The 16,786-nt window shown below is 68.6% G+C and carries 16 protein-coding genes; 10 read left to right on the top strand and 6 right to left on the bottom strand.

What is annotated here, in order from left to right; all coding sequences use genetic code 11:
• Position 1 precedes the first annotated feature (1 nt).
• Both E3O47_RS15810 and E3O47_RS02600 read left to right on the top strand, forming a co-directional pair.
• A complete protein-coding gene (locus E3O47_RS15810) occupies positions 2–160 on the top strand; it encodes a hypothetical protein (RefSeq protein WP_166784718.1) in 159 nt (52 codons plus the stop codon).
• Between the two features lie 9 nt (positions 161–169).
• Positions 170–634 carry an isoprenylcysteine carboxylmethyltransferase family protein gene (locus tag E3O47_RS02600; RefSeq protein ID WP_134401466.1) on the top strand — a complete coding sequence of 155 codons (465 nt, stop codon included), beginning with the start codon at positions 170–172 and terminating at the stop codon, positions 632–634.
• Between the two features lie 187 nt (positions 635–821).
• On the opposite strand, the gene E3O47_RS02595 is transcribed toward E3O47_RS02600, so the two are convergent.
• Positions 822–1,127 carry a hypothetical protein gene (locus E3O47_RS02595; protein WP_134342372.1) on the bottom strand — a complete coding sequence of 102 codons (306 nt, stop codon included), beginning with the start codon at positions 1,125–1,127 and terminating at the stop codon, positions 822–824.
• 115 nt (positions 1,128–1,242) lie between these two features.
• Between E3O47_RS02595 and E3O47_RS02590 the strand changes: the two genes are divergently transcribed.
• The 4 genes from E3O47_RS02590 (at position 1,243) to E3O47_RS02575 (ending at position 7,446) form a co-directional block, all read left to right on the top strand.
• Positions 1,243–2,745 carry a DUF3375 domain-containing protein gene (locus E3O47_RS02590; protein WP_104101447.1) on the top strand — a complete coding sequence of 501 codons (1,503 nt, stop codon included), beginning with the start codon at positions 1,243–1,245 and terminating at the stop codon, positions 2,743–2,745.
• Positions 2,738–3,439, top strand: a complete 702-nt coding sequence (locus E3O47_RS02585; RefSeq protein WP_104101444.1) for a DUF4194 domain-containing protein — start codon at positions 2,738–2,740, stop codon at positions 3,437–3,439. The genes E3O47_RS02590 and E3O47_RS02585 overlap by 8 nt, the downstream gene beginning before the upstream one ends.
• Entirely contained in the window at positions 3,436–6,816 is a 3,381-nt protein-coding gene (locus E3O47_RS02580) for an SbcC/MukB-like Walker B domain-containing protein (RefSeq protein WP_134419443.1), read from the top strand. The genes E3O47_RS02585 and E3O47_RS02580 overlap by 4 nt, the downstream gene beginning before the upstream one ends.
• Before the next feature lie 72 nt (positions 6,817–6,888).
• Positions 6,889–7,446 (top strand): hypothetical protein, encoded by a 558-nt coding sequence (locus tag E3O47_RS02575; protein WP_134342370.1) that lies wholly within the window; start codon positions 6,889–6,891, stop codon positions 7,444–7,446.
• Positions 7,447–7,676: 230 nt separating this feature from the next.
• Here the strand turns inward: E3O47_RS02575 and E3O47_RS02570 are convergent, their stop codons facing one another.
• Genes E3O47_RS02570 through E3O47_RS02560 form a run of 3 tightly spaced genes read right to left on the bottom strand, consistent with a single transcriptional unit; the run spans position 7,677 to position 9,384 of the window.
• Positions 7,677–8,123, bottom strand: a complete 447-nt coding sequence (locus E3O47_RS02570) for a hypothetical protein (protein ID WP_134342369.1) — start codon at positions 8,121–8,123, stop codon at positions 7,677–7,679.
• Positions 8,120–8,428: a hypothetical protein gene (locus E3O47_RS02565; protein ID WP_104101432.1), complete on the bottom strand. Its 309-nt coding sequence runs from the start codon at positions 8,426–8,428 to the stop codon at positions 8,120–8,122. Before E3O47_RS02565 ends, E3O47_RS02570 begins: the two co-directional genes overlap by 4 nt.
• Positions 8,425–9,384 carry a 1-phosphofructokinase family hexose kinase gene (locus E3O47_RS02560; protein ID WP_174721871.1) on the bottom strand — a complete coding sequence of 320 codons (960 nt, stop codon included), beginning with the start codon at positions 9,382–9,384 and terminating at the stop codon, positions 8,425–8,427. Before E3O47_RS02560 ends, E3O47_RS02565 begins: the two co-directional genes overlap by 4 nt.
• 96 nt (positions 9,385–9,480) lie before the next feature.
• On the opposite strand from E3O47_RS02560, the gene E3O47_RS02555 reads away from it, so the two are divergent.
• From E3O47_RS02555 to E3O47_RS02540, 4 genes are all read left to right on the top strand, one after another.
• Positions 9,481–9,897: a VOC family protein gene (locus tag E3O47_RS02555; RefSeq protein WP_134419441.1), complete on the top strand. Its 417-nt coding sequence runs from the start codon at positions 9,481–9,483 to the stop codon at positions 9,895–9,897.
• A gap of 139 nt (positions 9,898–10,036) precedes the next feature.
• The gene (locus E3O47_RS02550; protein ID WP_104101427.1) at positions 10,037–10,768 is read left to right on the top strand and encodes a glutamine amidotransferase; all 732 of its coding nucleotides are present in this window, start codon (positions 10,037–10,039) and stop codon (positions 10,766–10,768) included.
• 54 nt (positions 10,769–10,822) lie between these two features.
• On the top strand, positions 10,823–12,970 hold the full coding sequence (gene malQ / locus E3O47_RS02545; RefSeq protein ID WP_134419440.1) for a 4-alpha-glucanotransferase: 2,148 nt from the start codon (positions 10,823–10,825) through the stop codon (positions 12,968–12,970).
• Between the two features lie 129 nt (positions 12,971–13,099).
• Positions 13,100–14,812: an AMP-binding protein gene (locus E3O47_RS02540; RefSeq protein ID WP_277613279.1), complete on the top strand. Its 1,713-nt coding sequence runs from the start codon at positions 13,100–13,102 to the stop codon at positions 14,810–14,812.
• Between the two features lie 17 nt (positions 14,813–14,829).
• Here E3O47_RS02540 and E3O47_RS02535 read toward each other — a convergent pair whose 3' ends face one another.
• Together E3O47_RS02535 and E3O47_RS02530 are read right to left on the bottom strand one after the other, a co-directional pair.
• Positions 14,830–16,257 (bottom strand): phosphotransferase, encoded by a 1,428-nt coding sequence (locus tag E3O47_RS02535; protein WP_104101420.1) that lies wholly within the window; start codon positions 16,255–16,257, stop codon positions 14,830–14,832.
• Between the two features lie 4 nt (positions 16,258–16,261).
• Positions 16,262–16,777 (bottom strand): GNAT family N-acetyltransferase, encoded by a 516-nt coding sequence (locus E3O47_RS02530; RefSeq protein ID WP_134419439.1) that lies wholly within the window; start codon positions 16,775–16,777, stop codon positions 16,262–16,264.
• Positions 16,778–16,786: the final 9 nt, after the last annotated feature.

Below are 16,786 nucleotides of genomic sequence, written 5' to 3'. Positions count from 1 at the left end.
CGTGCTCGCGGGAGCCCAGACCGACAAGGGCGGCTGGGCATTGGCCGGCTACGAGGAGGACAAGAAGCTGGCCGGGATCGTAACGGCCGCAGTGTTCGTGACATCCGCGATCTCCTCCGGGGTCGCGAATACGTGCAAGCCGAGGCAGGTCAGGGCGTAGCCTCAAGCCATGAAGCGTGCGCTCGCAATTGCCCTGGTGTCGGCCCAGTTCCTGCTGCTCCTGGCCCTGTCCCTCCTGCCCCACGGCACACTGTGGCCGGTGCACCTCGCCGTTGTCTTTGGCGCGATCGTGCTTGCTGTCGCCGGCGCGGTCTTCGCCGTGCTCGGCATGCTCGGCCTCGGACCGGCCCTCACCGCGAGCCCGATTCCGCGGGAACACGCGCCTCTGGTCACCACTGGTGTCTACGGTCTTGTGCGCAGCCCCATCTACACCGGTCTGATGATCTGCGGCCTTGGGCTCGTGCTGCTCGGTGCATCGGTCTGGCATCTCGTAGCCTGGCTCGCCCTCGTTCTGCTGCTGGCGGGCAAGGCACGCTGGGAAGAGCGGATGCTCGTCGCCGAGCACCCGGACTACGCCGCTTACGGCGCCCGCGCCGGCCGCTTCCTCCCCGGGATGGGCCGGCTGAAGCCGTGACGTGGTGAACCAATTCGGCGGAGATTTTGGAGCACAAGTGCTTTTCGGCCGGGTTTTGAGACATTTCGGCCAGATTCTCCGTCGAATTCGTTCAGGACGCGGAGAGGAACACGTCGGCTGGAACACGACGGCTGAAACACGACGGCTGGAACACGACGGCTGAAACACGACGGCTGAAACACGACGGCTAGACGAAGACCAGAACCAGCCGCACGACGACAGCCAGAATCGCGACTCCCGACAGGGCCAGCGACGCGAGCACCAGCCCTCGCCCTCGGGCGCCGGCCGGGATCACACTGAAAGCCCGCAATGAAAGGGAAAGCCCGATCAGGGCAACGAACAGCGCGGGAAACGGCAGCAGCACCGCGAGGACGACGCTGACGACCGACATCCAGAAACCCGGCACCCGGCCGGGCGTCTTCGACCAGTCCAGGTGGGGCGCACCGAGATTGAGCAGGTTGTTGCCCTCCATATTCGCGCGCGGGTCGGTCACGTGTCGCTCCTTCAGCTTGTCCTGACAGTCTCACACGCGCCACGAGCGCCTGCCCGCGTGTCGGCCCGCACGCGAGGACCGTTACCCTTGAGGAGGCCCGGGAAGGAACTTCTATATGAGCGAGCTTGCGGGTGAACTGGCGCGGGTGCGCGAAGCCTTCGACAAACCCACCCTGCGCCTGCTGGACCGCAAGTGGGCGCCGTTCGTGCTCTTCGTGTTCAAGTCCTCCTTCAGCCGCGACCGGCGCAGCGTGCGGGCCGATCTGCTGCACATTCAGGTCGACGCCTACCTTGCCGACCTGCGCTCGGTCGGCAGCGATGTGCCGGGCAAGACCGGTCGGGCCCTCTGCGTGCAGTGGATGAACGACCAGTGGCTCTACCGCGAAACGGGGGAGGGCGACGAAGAACACTACTCGCTCACCTCGCACGCACTCGAGGCGCTGCTCCTGGTCGAGAGTCTGTCCCGCGATCGGGCTTTAATCAGCGAATCCCGTCTCACCACGATCGTCGACACGGTGCGTCACCGCGCCACGCAGGCCAACCCTGATCGGGAGGAGCGCATCCGTCGCCTCGACCGGGCGATCGCCGAGAACGCCGCCGAGCGCGACCGCCTCGCAGCCGGCGGCGAGATCGCGCCCGTCTCGAACGAGCAGATGCGTGAGGGCTACGCCGACCTGGTCGACCTGATCGGCCAGCTGCCCAGCGATTTCAAACGCGTCGAGGAATCCGTCGCCGCCATGCACCGGCAGATCGTCAACGATTTCCGCGGTGAGGAACGCCCGATCAGCGAGGTACTCGACGAGTACCTCGCCAAAACGGATGCCCTGATGACCTCGACCCCGGAAGGTCGCGCCTTCGAGGGGGCCTTCACCCTGCTGCGCAACGACGACCTGCTGCGGGAGCTGGGGGACGACCTGGAGACGATCCTGCTGCATCCGTTCGCCCTCGAACTCAGCGCCACCGACCGCCGCAGCTTCATGGGCACCGTGCGCCTGATCCGCAAGGGCATCGACGACGTGCTCACCCAGCGCAACGGGCTGACGACCACCCTGCGCGAGCACATCGTCAACCACGACGTGGTCAAGGACCGCGAACTCGAACGCCTGCTGCGCGAGATCAACAAGGAACTCGCGACCTGGATGCAGACCGCCGGGCCCCGCTCCACGGTCACCGCCGAACTCATGCCGGGAACCCTCGACGCCCCGCACCTCCGCGAACGCTTCTACGACCCGGGCGCCCACCGCGCGCCGCCCGAGCTGCAGGATGTCTCCGACGACGCCCCGCCGCCACCGAGTCTCGACGAGATGCGCACGCAGGGCGGCCCGCTGCTGGGGGAGCTGCGCGACGCGATCGTGACGGCCTTCAACCACGGCGACGCCGCATCCGTCGGTGACGCCTTCAACGATCTCGACGTCACCCTGCGCCGCCCGGTCGAGATTCTGGGGATGCTTCAGATCGCCACCCAGATCGATGCGGTCAGCCGGTCCCAGACGCTCGAACGATTCGAAACCGTGCGACCCGACGGCTCCACCCGCAGCTTCGAGGTGCCCCGAATCATGCTCAGCGACGACGAAACTGCGGCGCTGTCCGCCCTGAACTACGGATCCGACAATGACTGACGAGCCCACCGCCGAGCACCCCGACATCGATATGCCCAGCTTTTCCCTTTTCGAGGGCGACGAGGGCGGACTCACCGTGGAGCAGCGTCGCACCCTGGTGCTGCTGCTGAAGCACCGCTACATCTCCGCCGCGCTGCAGCCGGCCGAATGGCAGACGCTGCTGCGCTCCCAGAGCCTGCTCAAATCGCGCCTGAACGACATGTTCCTCGATCTGCACGTCGACCTGCACTACGAGGTGGCATTCAAACGGCAGGCGGTCGCCGAGGGCGGAGACCGGTTCCCGACCCTGCTGCACGACGTGTCCTACACGCGGGAGGAGACCATTCTGCTCGTGCTGCTGCGGCAGCGGTTCCGCAGCGAGCGTGCCAACGGCCACGACATCGTTATCGTGGACCGCGACAACCTGGTGGAGAACGTCGGCCATTTCCGGCCCGAACACGCCACCGACCGGTGGGGCGACGCCCGAAAGGCCACGGCCGCCGTCGACAGCCTCGCGAAGGCGCGGGTGCTGCTGAAGACCAGCGACCCCGACCGATTCCGCATCTCCGCCGTGATCGAGGTGCTGCTGCCGGTGGAACGGCTGAGCGAACTGCTGGAGTGGCTGGTCACCCAGAACGCTGATCCCGGCCCGGATGCCACCGATCTTGACGATCTGCCTCTTCTGTCCGAAGCCCTGCCGGAGGCCCTGTCATGAACGATTCCCCGCTCTTCTATGTCGACGGCCTCACCGAAGGCACCACGCAGTGGCGCGCCGAGTCGTTCCAGATGGTGAACTGGGGCGGCTTTCAGGGCCACCACGAGGTTGCGTTCGCGCCCAGCGCCACCCTGGTGTCCGGCGCGTCCGGAACCGGCAAGAGCAGCCTGCTCGACGCCTACCTCGCCCTGATGATGCCGTCGGACACCCCCTTCAACGGCGCCTCCAACGACGCCGGCTCCGGGCGGGCGCGCAGCGCCGACCAGCGCAGCCTGATGACCTACCTCAAGGGCAAGACCGACGCCAACCGGGAGGCCGGCACGGGGGAGCTGCAGGACCAGGTGCTCCGCGGTGCCCACGAGTCCACCTGGGGTGCCGTGTCGATGACCTTCATCGACGACAACCAGCGCCGTTTCACAGTGTTACGGGCCTACTTCGTGCCCCGTGGCGCCACCCGGTTCGCCGACATCACCATGAAGATGGCCACGATCGACGGATACCTCGACCTGCGCGACCTGGCCGACGTGACCGAGTCCCGGTTCGACAAGCGCGCCCTCAAATCCCGGTTCCCCGAACTGGATGTCTTCGACACCTATGCGGCGTTCGCCCAGACCCTGTACACCCGCCTGGGCATCGGCGCCAACGGCGAGGGCGGCAAGGCGCTCAGGCTGCTCGCACGCATCCAGGCCGGCCAGCAGGTCAAGACGGTCGACGGGCTCTACAAGTCGATGGTGCTTGAGGAACCGTCCACCTACGGGGCCGCCGACAAGGCCGTTGCCCACTTCGAAGACCTCGAACGGTCCTACGGCGCCATGGTCGCCGAGGCGCAGAAGGCCAAGGTGCTGGAACGCCTGCCCGTCCTGCACCGCGTCTACGAGACGGCGACCGATAAGGCCGACCTGATCGACACCTTCGGCGTGCACCGCTCCGGCGACACGCCGTTCGTGCTGTGGCAGCTCCGCACGGAGCAGAGCCTGCTCGAGGAAGCCGCCGACGTCAACCGGGTGCAGCGGCGCGACACCCAGCTTCGCTCCACGACGGCCCGGGATGCCGAGACCGCGTTGAAAGCGCGTGTCGCCGACCTGCAGCGCCAGCAGCGTGACAACGGCGGCGACGTGCTCGTCAGCCTGCAGAACGAGCTTGGCCAGCTCACCGACAAACGTGACGACGTGGCCGCCGAGCGCTCCAAGTTCGACGAGCGCATCCGGCCTCTCGGCCTCTCCATCGACTCCGGCGACGACTTCGATCGGGCCCGCGCCGCGGCCGACGGGTTCCTGTCCGGCTTTCCCACTGCCGAAATCGACCTCGAGAACAAGAGAAGCGCGCTGCAACGCACGGCCTATCCGGTCGAGGAGAACCTCCGCACCCTGGGGCAGGAGCACCAGTTCCTGTCCGGGCGGGCGAGTCTGGTTCCCCAGCACCTGCACAGCGCACGCCTGCTGATCGCCGAGGCGTCGGGCATCCCCGCCGAGGAGCTGCCCTTTGTCGCCGAACTGATCGATCTGGCCCCCGGCGAGGACGCCTGGCGCCAGGCGGCCGAGGTCACCTTGGCCTCCGTCGTGCGCGTCCTGCTCGTCGACGAGACTCGTCTGCGCGCGCTCAGCCTGGCCATCGACCCGCTCCGCATCCCCGTGCGCATCCACTTCGACGGGGTGCCGCTGCGCTCGCACGAGCAGATCGACGGTGACCCGCGCTTCGTGTCGGGAAAGCTCGTCTTCAAGGACTCGCCCTTCAGTGGCTGGGTGCGGGACCGGGTACAGGCCGCGAACCTCGACGCGGAGTGCGTCGCCACGGCCGCCGACCTCGTCGGGGACGGCCCGAGGGTCACCCCGAGTGGGCAGACCCGCAACGGTTCCCGCGGCGCCCATGGCTGGAACAGCGACCAGAAGTCGATCATCGGCTTCTCCAGCCGCACCCGCCTGCACGACATCGACGAGGAGCTGGCCCGCCTGCGGCTGGAGGCCGACAGCCTGGCGCGTGAAGCCTTTGCGCACGGGGCGAGCCTCGCCGACCTCCGGGCCCGCAGGGCCGCACACCAGTTCGTCGTCGACGCGGCCTGGCCGGCCATCGACGTGCAAGCCGCGGATGTCCGCATCACTGACAAGCGGGCCGAGCGCGAGCGCGTGCTCGCCGACAGTGACGTGCTGCGCGCCCTGAAAGACGAGGAAGAGCGTCTGGCCGCCGAACTGGAAACAGCCCAGAAGCTGAAGCACGCCACGGAGGTTGCCCTGCAGACCCTCGTCGCCGAGCAGGGCCGCTTCGTGGACCGGCAGGATGCGGTGAGCAGCCGCCTCGACCGCATCGACGGTGATCCGGAAGCCGCGCTGTCCCTGTCGGAGGAACACGCCGCCCACCTCGACGCCCAGTTCGCGGCTGTCGCCGACCAGCACGACCTCGACGCGTTCGACGGGGCCATCAGGCGGCTGCGCGAGCGCCTCACCGAGCAGTCCAGTCAGGACCGGGACAGCGCCGCGGGCGCCCGCAACACCCTGATCGGCATCTTCGAGACCTTTCAGAGCCGCTGGCCCGACCCGAACATCGGCGTCTCGCTCGATTCCTACCCGAGCTACCGGGACATCCTTGACGCCGTCTACACACTCGGCTTGCACGATCGGCGCCAGGAGTGGAAGCGCCGCCTCGCGCTCTGGAGCGGCCAGGACCTGGTTCCCCTGGTCGGGGCATTCACCTCCTCCATCGAGGAAATCGAAGATCGTCTCCGTCCCATCAACGAGATCCTCACCACACTGCCGTTCGGAGCCGGGCGCGACCGCCTCAAGATCGCGTTGCGTCGCCTCCACCGCGATGACGCCACCGCGTTTCGCACGGAACTCAAGGTGCTGTCCTCCGGATCCACGGATGCCTTCACCGACGAGCAGACCGAAAGCCGGTTCACCCGGTTGCAGGCGTTCATGAACCTGATCCGCAAGTCCGCCGACGGTCCGCGCCAGGAATCCCAGCGCGATCTGCTGCTCGACGTGCGCCGGCACGTGGAGATCACCGCCGTGCGCACCACCCCGGAGGGCGTGGAAGTCAGCACCTACTCGTCGCTCGGCGGCAAGAGCGGTGGCGAGTCCCAGGAACTGGTGGCGTTCGTCGTGGGAGCCGCCCTGCGGTTCCAGCTCGGCGACGAGAGTCGCACCCGCCCGCGTTTCGCGCCGGTCTTCCTCGATGAGGGCTTCGTGAAATCGGACTCCGAGTTCGCCGGCCGTGCCGTGTCGGCGTGGAAGGGGCTGGGCTTCCAGCTCATCATCGGTTCCCCGCTCGACAAGGTCACCGCGCTTGAGCCGCACATGGAGCTGGTGCTCTCGATGACCAAGAACAACAGCACCGGGTTCTCCTACATCACGCCGCTCTCGTCGCCGGTGCGCTCGCATTAAGCTCCGCGCAGGACCCTACCGCGACAGGGGGAGCCCTGATTTCGGCAGGCCTGCACAGTAAGATTTTGTAGCGTGGCCGCAATTAAGGTGATCGTCGACGAGGGGCTCAAGATCGCGCTTTCCGCCGTCCGAATGGCGGTGAAGAACGACATCATCGTGGGCGCTCTCGGTGATCACGCCGACTACGATCCGGAACGCTACGCGGCGACCGCCCGGCACGAGCTGCACCTGCTCACCCGGCAGAACGAGCAGTACGCCCGCCGGGTCAAGGACCTGCGCACAGAGCTGACCAGGTCACGGTGGACCTCCGATCTCACGGAAGACCAGCACCACGACATCATTCAGCTCAAACTGCGCCGACGCGTGCATGAGAAGCTCGCCGAGGCCCTCGAGGCCGTGGCCGCCGACGACGACAAGGTCGCGCGTCTCGTGCGGCGGGCCCAGCGGGCCGCCAGCGACGAGGTCAGTGACGCGGTGTCGTCACGCCTGATCAGGCTGAACATCGACTGGCATGACCCCGATTACGAGGCACGGCGGGAGGCCCGCACCGAGGTGTTTCTGCACATCGACCTCGCCCTTTTGAAGCTCAAGCACGACGCCGCGTCCGACCTGTCCGCCAGCGACTACTGACTCCGGACTCAGTTGCGGGTGAAGAGCCGCGCGAAGAAGCCGGGGGTCGGGGCGTCTTTCTCGTGTCCGCGGCACCGCTGTGCACCCGGAACGCCTCGCATCACCTGGTCGACGTGCTGGCCGCACCCGGCCCAGGTCGTTTTTCCACACTTCTTACACGTGACTTGACGGCACATCCGTTGAACCCTTTCGTTGAACTCGTCCGCCCAACATACCCCATGGGGTATCACTTATGCTGCACGGCGTGCCCGCCAGGCGCGCCACGCACCGGTCGACCACAGCGCCCACGCCACGAGCACCGGCTGGAAGAGCAGGCGGATGCCACGGGACAGGTCCGAATCCAGGCCGAACGAATCGGTGGCCGTGACGAACTGGGAGATGTTGCCGGGGAAGATTGCCAGGAAGAACAGGGCCACGACCCAACCCACCTGCACCTTGCGCCTGGCCAGCAGCAGCAGCGACAGGCCCAGAGCGATCTCGACCAGGCCCGACGCAACCACGACGAAATCACCCTCGAGCGGCAACCAGGTGGGCACCTGGGCGAGGAACGCCTCACGGTTCCAGGCGAGGTGGCTGATCCCGGCGAAGAGCAGGAATGCCCCCAGAGCCAATCGGCCGATCAAGCGGGGGATCGAGGTGCGGGGGGTGCGGGTGCCGGTGGCAGGGTCAGCGGTCATGAATCGACTTTAGCCGCGATCTCGGCGTCCGTTCGGGCGTTGAAGATACCCCACATGATGTGCGTCGGGCCGCTGCCGTCCCTGCCGGGCGCCGCCGCGCGGCTGATCCAACGCTCGGCGGCCGCGGTGGCGCCGAGCGCGGTCAGAGACGGCGCGATCCGGGTCTTGCGAATCTTGCCGGCCATCACGCCGCCGTCCGGCGCAAGCCTCCAGCCGCGGCTGGAGGCGAGCACCTGCCCCACCTCTTCGTCGGTGAGCCACCGGGAAAAGCTACGGCTGGGCGGGTCAATGTCGGTGAGCTTCACGCGAGTGCCACCAGTTCGGCCTCCAGGCGTTCCACATCGACCCGGTGGCAGAGTTCCGTGGCCGGTGTCATCGCGGTGGCGCTGCCGGCGGCGACGGCGGCCCGGAACGCCCGGTCCACCGGGAACCCCTGCGCGATCCGCAGCACGAACGCACCGAGAAAGCTGTCGCCGGCCCCGACGGTGCTCTGCACCGTGACCTGCGGCACCCCCAGACGGATGATCCCGCTCGCCGAGGCGAGCACGGCTCCCGCTCCGCCGAGCGTCAGCGCGACGACTTCCGCGGACCCGCGGGCGACGAGCTCGGCGGCCGCGTCGATCTTGCTCTGTTCGGTGTCGAGGGTTGCGCCGACGAGCTCTCCCAGCTCACGCCCGCTCGGTTTGACCAGGTAGACCCCCTCGTCGAGCGCGGCCGCGAGAGCGGGACCGGACGTGTCCACGATGCAGCGGGCGTCGTGCCCGTGCGCCAGACGGGTGACCCGGGCGTAGAAATCATCCGGGACTCCCGGCGGCAGGCTGCCGCTGGCGACCAAATAGCCGCCGACCGGAATCGACTCTCCGACGACCGCGAGACAGGCCCGCCACTCGGTTTCACTGAGCTCGGGGCCTTCCAGCACGAAACGGAACTGCTTGCCGGTGCCAGTCTCGTCGACGGTGAAGCTCTCGCGGGTGCTGCCATGGATCGGCACCGCGATGGTCGGGATGCGTTCGGCTTCGATCAGCCGGCGGAAGGCCTCCCCGGTAGGGCCGCCCGCGGTGTACACGGCCAGGGCCTGCCCGCCGAGACGTTGCACTACCCGAGCCACGTTCACGCCGCCGCCGCCCGGGTCGAGGCGGGACCGGCCGCAGCGCATCTTGTGCTCGCTGACCACGTGCTCGGTTGACGTGCTCACGTCGAGAGCGGGGTTGATGGTGAGGGTGAGAATCGGCCGCAGCAGGGCGGCCCTGGGGGAGTCCATGGTTCCAGCGTAGGAGACTTCCCCGCACGCCTCGTGCTGGCGCGGGGTTGAGCCGATAATCGGAGCATTCGCCCCATGACAGAAAGAGGCTCCACCATGACGACCCAACTCAATCCCTACCTGGGGTTCCGGGATACGACCCGGGAAGCGATGGAGTTCTACCGGACGGTGTTCGGCGGCGAGCTGACGCTGAGCACGTTCGACGAGTTCGAGGCGAGCGACGACAAGGCTGAGCAGGACAAGATTATGCACGCCATGCTGACCACCGACGACGGCCTGGTGCTGATGGCTTCCGACACTCCGAACCGGATGGAGTACCGTCCGGGCACCAACTATTCCGTGTCGCTCAGCGGCGACGACGAACCGGTGCTGCGCGGCTACTGGGACAAGCTCGCGGCCGGGGGCACCGTCGTCATGCCGCTCGAGCCGTCGCCGTGGGGCGACAGCTTCGGCATGTGCGTCGATAGATTCGGCGTGAGCTGGATGGTCAACATCGCCGGCGCACCCGCATAGGTCGGTGGTGGGGGGTTCGCATTCGACGCCGCGCAGATGCAGCAGCTCCTGGTGCAGGGGGAGACCAGGTCTTCGACGCGCTCACAGCCAGGTCGAAGCCGGAGCCGCGTCTACCGAGGCCCGCCACTACGATGATGCTGTGAAGCCCTTCCTGCTGCTCGCCACCCGTTCTGAGGACGAAGCCGCCGATGACGAGTACGCCGGCTTCCTCGCGGCCGGCGATCTGGAACCCGACCAGCTCCACCGGGTGCGGCTCGAGGCTGCGCCGATGCCGCCGATCGACCTGAACGGATACTCGGGCATCATCGTGGGCGGCAGCCCCTTCAACGCGAGCGATTCCGCCGAGATCAAGTCGTCCGTGCAACGCCGCGTCGAGGCCGAGTTGGCCGCCCTCCTCGACCAGGTGCTGGCCCGGGACTTCCCCTTCCTCGGTGCCTGCTACGGTGTCGGACTGCTCACCAGCCATCTGAGCGGCAGGCTGGACCGCACCTGGTCCGAGGAGGCCGGGCCGACCTGGATCTCCCTCACCGAGGCAGGCGCAGCCGACCAGCTGTTCGCCGCGCTCGTGCCCACCTTCCAGGCTTTCGTCGGGCACAAGGAGGCCTGTTCAGAGCTGCCGCCCGGCGCCGTCCTGCTGGCGACCGGGCAGAACTGTCCCGTGCAGGCGTTCCGGGTCGGCAACAACGTCTACGCGACGCAATTCCATCCGGAACTGACCAATGCCGGCATCCTGACCCGCATCCGCATCTACCGCGAGTCCGGCTACTTCGATCCCGACGCCCTGGACGACGTCATCGCGGCGATCGACGCATCCATCGTCACCGAGCCGGCCAAGCTGATGAAGGCCTTCGTCTCGCGCTTCGGCAGGTAGAGCCGGCGGGGTCCGGCGCGGGTCCGGAACCGGTCCCGGATCTAGAGTGGTCCCATGGAACTCGAACCAACCGACCGTTCTGCGGCGGCGCTGCTGGAACTGGCACGATCACTCGGGGTTGACACCTCTTTCACCGGCTGGGACGGTGCTTCACGGGCGGTCGACTTCGGCACCCTGCGTAAGGTCCTGGGTGCCCTCGGCGTTCCCGCCGGCACGCCTGCCGAGGTTGATGCGGCCCTGACCGAGCAGAGCCTCGCGCCCTGGCGCCGGCTCCTGCCTCCCGTCGTGGTGCTCCGCGCGGGCGGCGAGGCCGAGGTGCCCGTGCACGCCGGCGCAGGTTCGACGGCCCTCGTCTGGATCGTCGCCGAGGACGGCACCCGGCACGAGGTGTTGCAGACCGGGCTCTGGGAGAAACCCCGCACCGTCGACGGTCGGCCGACGAGCCGGGCGATGTTCCAAATTCCGGCCGGCCTGCCTCTGGGCTGGCATACCCTGCACGCAGAGAGCGGAGACCACACGGCGCGCTGCGGCCTCGTCGTGACCCCGCCCCGGCTCGAGACCACCCGCAACCTGGCCGGGCATCGCGACTGGGGTTTGATGGCCCAGCTCTACTCGGCGCGCTCCTCCCGGAGCTGGGGGATCGGCGACTTCGCCGACCTTGCCGACCTGGCCGCCATCTCCGGCTCCCAGTACGGAGCCGACTTCGTCCTGGTCAATCCGCTGCACGCGTCCGAGCCCGCCCCGCCGGTCGAGCCCTCCCCCTACCTGCCGTCGAGCCGGCGCTTTTTCCACCCGCTGTACATTCGGGTCGAGGACGTGCCCGAATACGCCTACCTCGCCCCGGCGGCACGAGCCGTTGTCGAGTCCCTCGCTGACCGGCAGCACTCGGCCAACCTGGAGGCGGACCACCTCGACCGCGACTGCGCCTATGCCGCCAAACTGACCGCGCTGGAAGCCGTGCACAAGGTGCGGCCGAGCCCCTCCCGTGCCCACCGGTTCGAGGAATTCTGCGCCGAGCAGGGTCAGGGTCTGGTCGACTTCGCGCTCTGGTGCGCCCTGGCCGAGTTGTTCCCGGCGGATGCGCCGGAATGGTCGATCGAGCCGCGCGGCCCCCGCGGTCCCTTCGCCGCCGAGCACCGGAAGCAGCTCGCGGACCGCATAGAATTCCACAGCTGGCTCCAGTGGCTCTGCGACCAGCAGTTGGAGACCGCTCAACGCGCGGCGACGGATGCCGGGATGGCCATCGGCATCGTGCACGACCTCGCGGTCGGGGTGCAGTTCACCGGGTCCGACGCCTGGACCCTGCAGGGCGTTCTCGCCCCGGGCATGACCGTGGGCGCCCCGCCGGACATGTTCAACCAGCAGGGCCAGAACTGGTCGCAGCCGCCGTGGCACCCCGGCCGGCTGGCCGAGTCGGGCTACGTCGCCTACCGGGACATGCTCCGCAGCATCCTGCACCACGCCGGCGGCATCCGGGTGGACCACATTCTGGGTCTGTTCCGCCTGTGGTGGATCCCGGTCGGCGCCGGACCGGGAGAGGGCACCTACGTGCACTACGACCACGAGGCACTCATCGGCATCCTGGCCCTCGAGGCCCAGCGCGCCGGCGCCGTGGTGATCGGCGAAGACCTCGGCGTCTTCGAGCCCTGGGTGCGCGACTACCTCGCCGAACGCGGCATCTTCGGAACCTCGATCCTCTGGTTCGAACGAGACAACGGCGTGCCGCTGGCCCCCGAACGGTACCGCCAGGCCTGCCTGACCAGTGTGAACACCCACGATCTGCCTCCCACGGCCGGCTATCTCGCCGGCGACCACGTGGCCCTGCGCGAATCGCTCGGTCTGCTCGGGCGATCGGTCGAGGAAGAGCGCACCGCGGACCTTGCCGAGCAGTCCGCCATGCTGGCCGCGCTTCGCGAACGCGGCCTGCTGCCGCCGCTCGGCACCGAGCCAGCCCCGACCGTGCAGGAAACGGTTGAGGCGCTCTACGCGTACACCGCACTGACGCCCTCGTCGCTCCTTGGCGTGGCTCTGGTGGATGCGGTCGGCGAGCGCCGGACCCAGAACCAGCCCGGGACCTCGAACGAGTACCCGAACTGGCGCATCCCGCTGGCCGGCCCCGACGGAAAGTCCGTGCTCATCGACGACCTGCCCGGCAACGCCCGCTTCGCCGCCCTGGTGGACGCGATCCGCGCCACTCCCTGAAGCGCTTTATCACGCCGAGGAAGATCTTCGCGCTGTCGGCCCGAACGGCGCCGAGCTGCGGAACCTGCGGGACCTGCCGGCCCCGCGGCCGGGTGTCGTATTCCGTTTTGGGCATTTGAACCGAGGAAGATGGGACGGATGACCACCCCCCAGAGCACCACCGCCCTTCGAGGCGCGCGCGACCACCTTCTGCAGCTGCGAGACGATCATGCGCGCGCCCAGGCCGAGTTCGAGTGGCCGGATGTGGGGGCGAACTTCAACTGGGCCGTCGACTGGTTCGACGTCATCGCCGCTGGCAACGACAAGACCGCCCTGTGGATCGTGGAGGAAGATGGTCGCGAACTGACGGTGACCTTCAGTGAGATGTCGGCGCGCTCCGACCAGGTGGCCACCTGGCTGATCTCCCGGGGCGTCGGGCACGGCGACCACGTCATGCTGATGCTGGGCAACCAGGTCGAGCTCTGGGAGCTGATGCTCGCCATCATGAAAGTGGGCGCGGTCATCCTGCCCACGTCCACGGTGCTTGCGACCGGCGACCTGGCCGACCGGGTTCTGCGCGGCGGTGTGCAGCACGTCATCGCCAACGCCGGCGACGCCGCCAAGTTCGACGCGGTGCCCGGCGACTTCTCGCGCGTCTGCGTCGGTGCGGCCACCCCCGGCTGGGCCGACTACGCGGATGCCGCGCTCGTCGCGGCCGAGAAGCCCGCCGTGGTCGTGTCCTCCGACGACGCGTCCCTGATCTACTTCACCTCGGGCACCACCAGCAAGCCGAAGATGGTGGTGCACACCCAGACGTCCTATCCCGTGGGGCACCTGACCACCATGTACTGGATCGGACTCCGCCCGGACGACGTGCACCTGGCCATCAGCTCGCCCGGCTGGGGCAAGCACGCCTGGAGCAGCTTCTTCGCCCCGTGGATCGCCGAGGCCACCGTCTTCGTCTACAACTACGCCCGGTTCGACCCGTTCGCCCTCGCCGACCAGCTGCACCGCGCGAAAGTGACCACCTTCTGCGCCCCGCCGACCGTGTGGCGCATGCTGATCCAATCCGACGTCGGCGCCAAGCCGGTAGGCCTGCGCGAGATCATCTCGGCCGGCGAGCCGCTCAACCCGGAGGTCATCCACCAGATCCAGCGTTCCTGGGGACTCACCATCCGGGATGGCTACGGCCAGACCGAGACCACGGCGATCGTGGGCAACGCCCCGGGTTCCGCACTTCTGGCCGGTTCGATGGGGATGCCCCTGCCGGGCGTCGCGATCACGCTGCTCGATCCCATCACCGGTGAGGAGAGCGACGAGGGCGAGATCTGCCTCGACCTGTCCCGCACCGCGGTCAACCTGATGGCCGGCTACCACGGGGATCCCGAACGCACGCGGGAGGCCGTGCGGGACGGTTACTTCCACACCGGTGATGTCGCCAGCCGCGACGCCGAAGGCTACATCACGTTCATCGGCCGCACCGACGACATCTTCAAGTCCTCCGACTACAAGGTCTCCCCGTTCGAGGTCGAGAGCGTGCTGCTGGAGCACCCGGCCGTGGCCGAGGCGGCCGTCGTGCCCGCGCCCGACGACACCCGGCTGAACATCGCCAAGGCCTACATCGCCCTGGCGGCGGGCTGGGAGTCCAACGGCGAAACGGCGCTCTCGGTGCTGCGCCACGCCCGCACCGGTCTGCCCCCGTACATGCGGGTGCGGCGGGTCGAGTTCTACGAGCTGCCCAAGACCAGTTCCGGCAAGATCCGCCGGGTGGAACTGCGCATGCGCGAGGATGCCGCGGCCGCCGAGAACACCCGGCTCCCCGGTGAGTGGCGCGACGACCAATTCCCCGAGCTCAAGCGCTGACCGGCCGTTCCGGCCGCTCACGGCAATCCGGCGGAGACCTCCAGGACGAGGCCGCGGATGGCCGCGAGCGGGATCGGCAGCCAGGAGGGTCGGTTGCGGGTCTCGTAGACGGCCTCGTAGAGGGCCTTGTCCAGCTCGAACGCGTCGAGCAGGGGCTCCTGACCGGCCAGGCTCTGGCCGGATCGCAGCGTGTAGCCGTCGAGGAACGCGTGCTGGCACGCCGCGGCCCACGCTTCGGCCGACGCCGTCTGGTCGCCGGGCGAGGACCGCTCCACCGTGCCGGCCACATAGGAGAAGGACCGCAGCATCCCGGCGATGTCCTTCAACGGCACATCCGGCTGGGTGCGATCGTCGAGGGGGCGCAGCGGTTCGCCCTCGAAATCCACCAGCACCCAGCCGCGGCCGGGGACCTCGAGGGCCTGGCCGAGGTGGAAATCGCCGTGGATGCGCTGCAGCCGGGGCCAGCAAGCCCTCTCCGCCCGCTCGAAGATCGCCTCGACGGCCGTATCGTAGCCGGTCAGGGCGGGCACCTCGGCGGCGGCGCTGCGATAGCGCTCGCGCATCCGGCCGAGTTCGGCGGCGATGACCGCGGGGGTGGCGTCGTGAGTGGGCATCACGGCGGCCAGGTCGGCGTGCACGGCTGCCGTCGCCACGCCCAGCGCCCGCGCCTGTTCGCTAAAGTCCTCCCCGGCCCCGGCCGAGGCCAGGGCGGCCCGCCAGGCATCCGGGGCGCCCGGCAGGAACTCCTGGGCGAAGACGAGATGGCCCGTGAGGGTGACCCGCGGTTGCTCCGGCTCGGTCCACTCGCCGACCACGCAGCCCACCGGTTCCGGCACGAAGTGTGAGCCGGCCCGGGCCAGGGCCGATTGCACGGACACGTCCGGATTCTCGCCGGGATGCAGCATCCGGAACACCTTGCAGATGACGGGACGAGCCGGGCGCCCGGCGGCGTCGACGCAGTCCAGGATGATCGAGGTGTTCGACTGTTCTCCGCGCAGCAGACGGCCGGCGACAACCCGGGCCGGCCGTTCGGCGGGATCTGCGCTCGAGTGGAGTTCGCCGCGAGCCCGCGCGCCGAGGTTTTCGGGCTCAGGTGAGGAGGCCTGGCGCAGGATGAAACCCAGCAGAGCGCGCCCGTAGGCCGGGTCGGCGGTGCCGTCGTAGACCGCGCTGCCGTCGGCGAGGGTGACGATGAGGCCCTGCCCGCCTGCGGGGAGGGGAGTGGTCCGCTGGGTCAGGGGCAACTGGTAGAGGGTGCGGGTCGGGGCTGCGGCATCGAAGACGAGCTCAGTGCGGATGTCCACCTCGGCTTCCTCGCTCGGAAGCACCCAGCGCCCGATGCTGACCAGTCTCGGCACACGGCCCTTGTCGGCGAACCATCGCTGCGTCGCCACCCAGTGGTTGAGGTAATCCGGAAGTGGGATTGCGCGACCGTCGACAGTCATGGCCTCAGCGTACGCCCGCGCCGACGGGAGCCGACAGCAGGGACACCACGACGGTGCCACCCTTCGTCGACTGCTCGCCGATCGGCTCGAAGCCGAGCCGGGAGTGGAACGCCAGCGACCGAGGGTTCGGAGGTGCGATGTTCACTTCGCAGAAGACCTGGCCGACCTCGGCCGCGCGGGCCGCCGCGAAAATCGCGGTGTAGAGCAGGGCGCCGAGACCCTGGTTGCGGGCCTGGTCCGACACCACGATGCGGTCCACGTAGAGGAAGGACTCCGACCGGGCGGAGAACCATCGGTAGTTCTCGCTCGCGTAGTCGGCGTCGGCCCCGAACAGCACGGCGAAGCCGAGCACCTCTTCCGGCGCGTCGTCGTGCACGACCGCGAGGGCGTGGCTGCTGGCCGCGAGCAGGGCGGAGAGGCTCGCCTCGTCATGGGCGTTGACGGCAGGCACAGCGGCGTTGTTGAGTCCGAGCACCGGTGCGGCGTCGGCGGGAAGGAGATGGCGGAGCGAATAGGGCATGGGATGACG

The sequence above is a fragment of the Cryobacterium sp. TMT2-17-1 genome, assembly GCF_004402765.1.
Lineage (GTDB): Bacteria > Actinomycetota > Actinomycetes > Actinomycetales > Microbacteriaceae > Cryobacterium > Cryobacterium sandaracinum.
Note: the sequence above shows the minus strand (reverse complement) of the source record. Positions and strands in the feature narration are given on the sequence as shown.

Coding starts and splice junctions, on each gene's coding strand:
- E3O47_RS02600 (WP_134401466.1), top strand. CDS start 170: ATGAAGCGTGCGCTCGCAATTGCCCTGGTGTCGGCCCAGTTCCTGCTG.
- E3O47_RS02590 (WP_104101447.1), top strand. CDS start 1,243: ATGAGCGAGCTTGCGGGTGAACTGGCGCGGGTGCGCGAAGCCTTCGAC.
- E3O47_RS02585 (WP_104101444.1), top strand. CDS start 2,738: ATGACTGACGAGCCCACCGCCGAGCACCCCGACATCGATATGCCCAGC.
- E3O47_RS02580 (WP_134419443.1), top strand. CDS start 3,436: ATGAACGATTCCCCGCTCTTCTATGTCGACGGCCTCACCGAAGGCACC.
- E3O47_RS02570 (WP_134342369.1), bottom strand. CDS start 8,123: ATGACCGCTGACCCTGCCACCGGCACCCGCACCCCCCGCACCTCGATC.
- E3O47_RS02560 (WP_174721871.1), bottom strand. CDS start 9,384: ATGGACTCCCCCAGGGCCGCCCTGCTGCGGCCGATTCTCACCCTCACC.
- E3O47_RS02555 (WP_134419441.1), top strand. CDS start 9,481: ATGACGACCCAACTCAATCCCTACCTGGGGTTCCGGGATACGACCCGG.
- malQ (WP_134419440.1), top strand. CDS start 10,823: ATGGAACTCGAACCAACCGACCGTTCTGCGGCGGCGCTGCTGGAACTG.
- E3O47_RS02540 (WP_277613279.1), top strand. CDS start 13,100: ATGGGACGGATGACCACCCCCCAGAGCACCACCGCCCTTCGAGGCGCG.
- E3O47_RS02535 (WP_104101420.1), bottom strand. CDS start 16,257: ATGACTGTCGACGGTCGCGCAATCCCACTTCCGGATTACCTCAACCAC.
- E3O47_RS02530 (WP_134419439.1), bottom strand. CDS start 16,777: ATGCCCTATTCGCTCCGCCATCTCCTTCCCGCCGACGCCGCACCGGTG.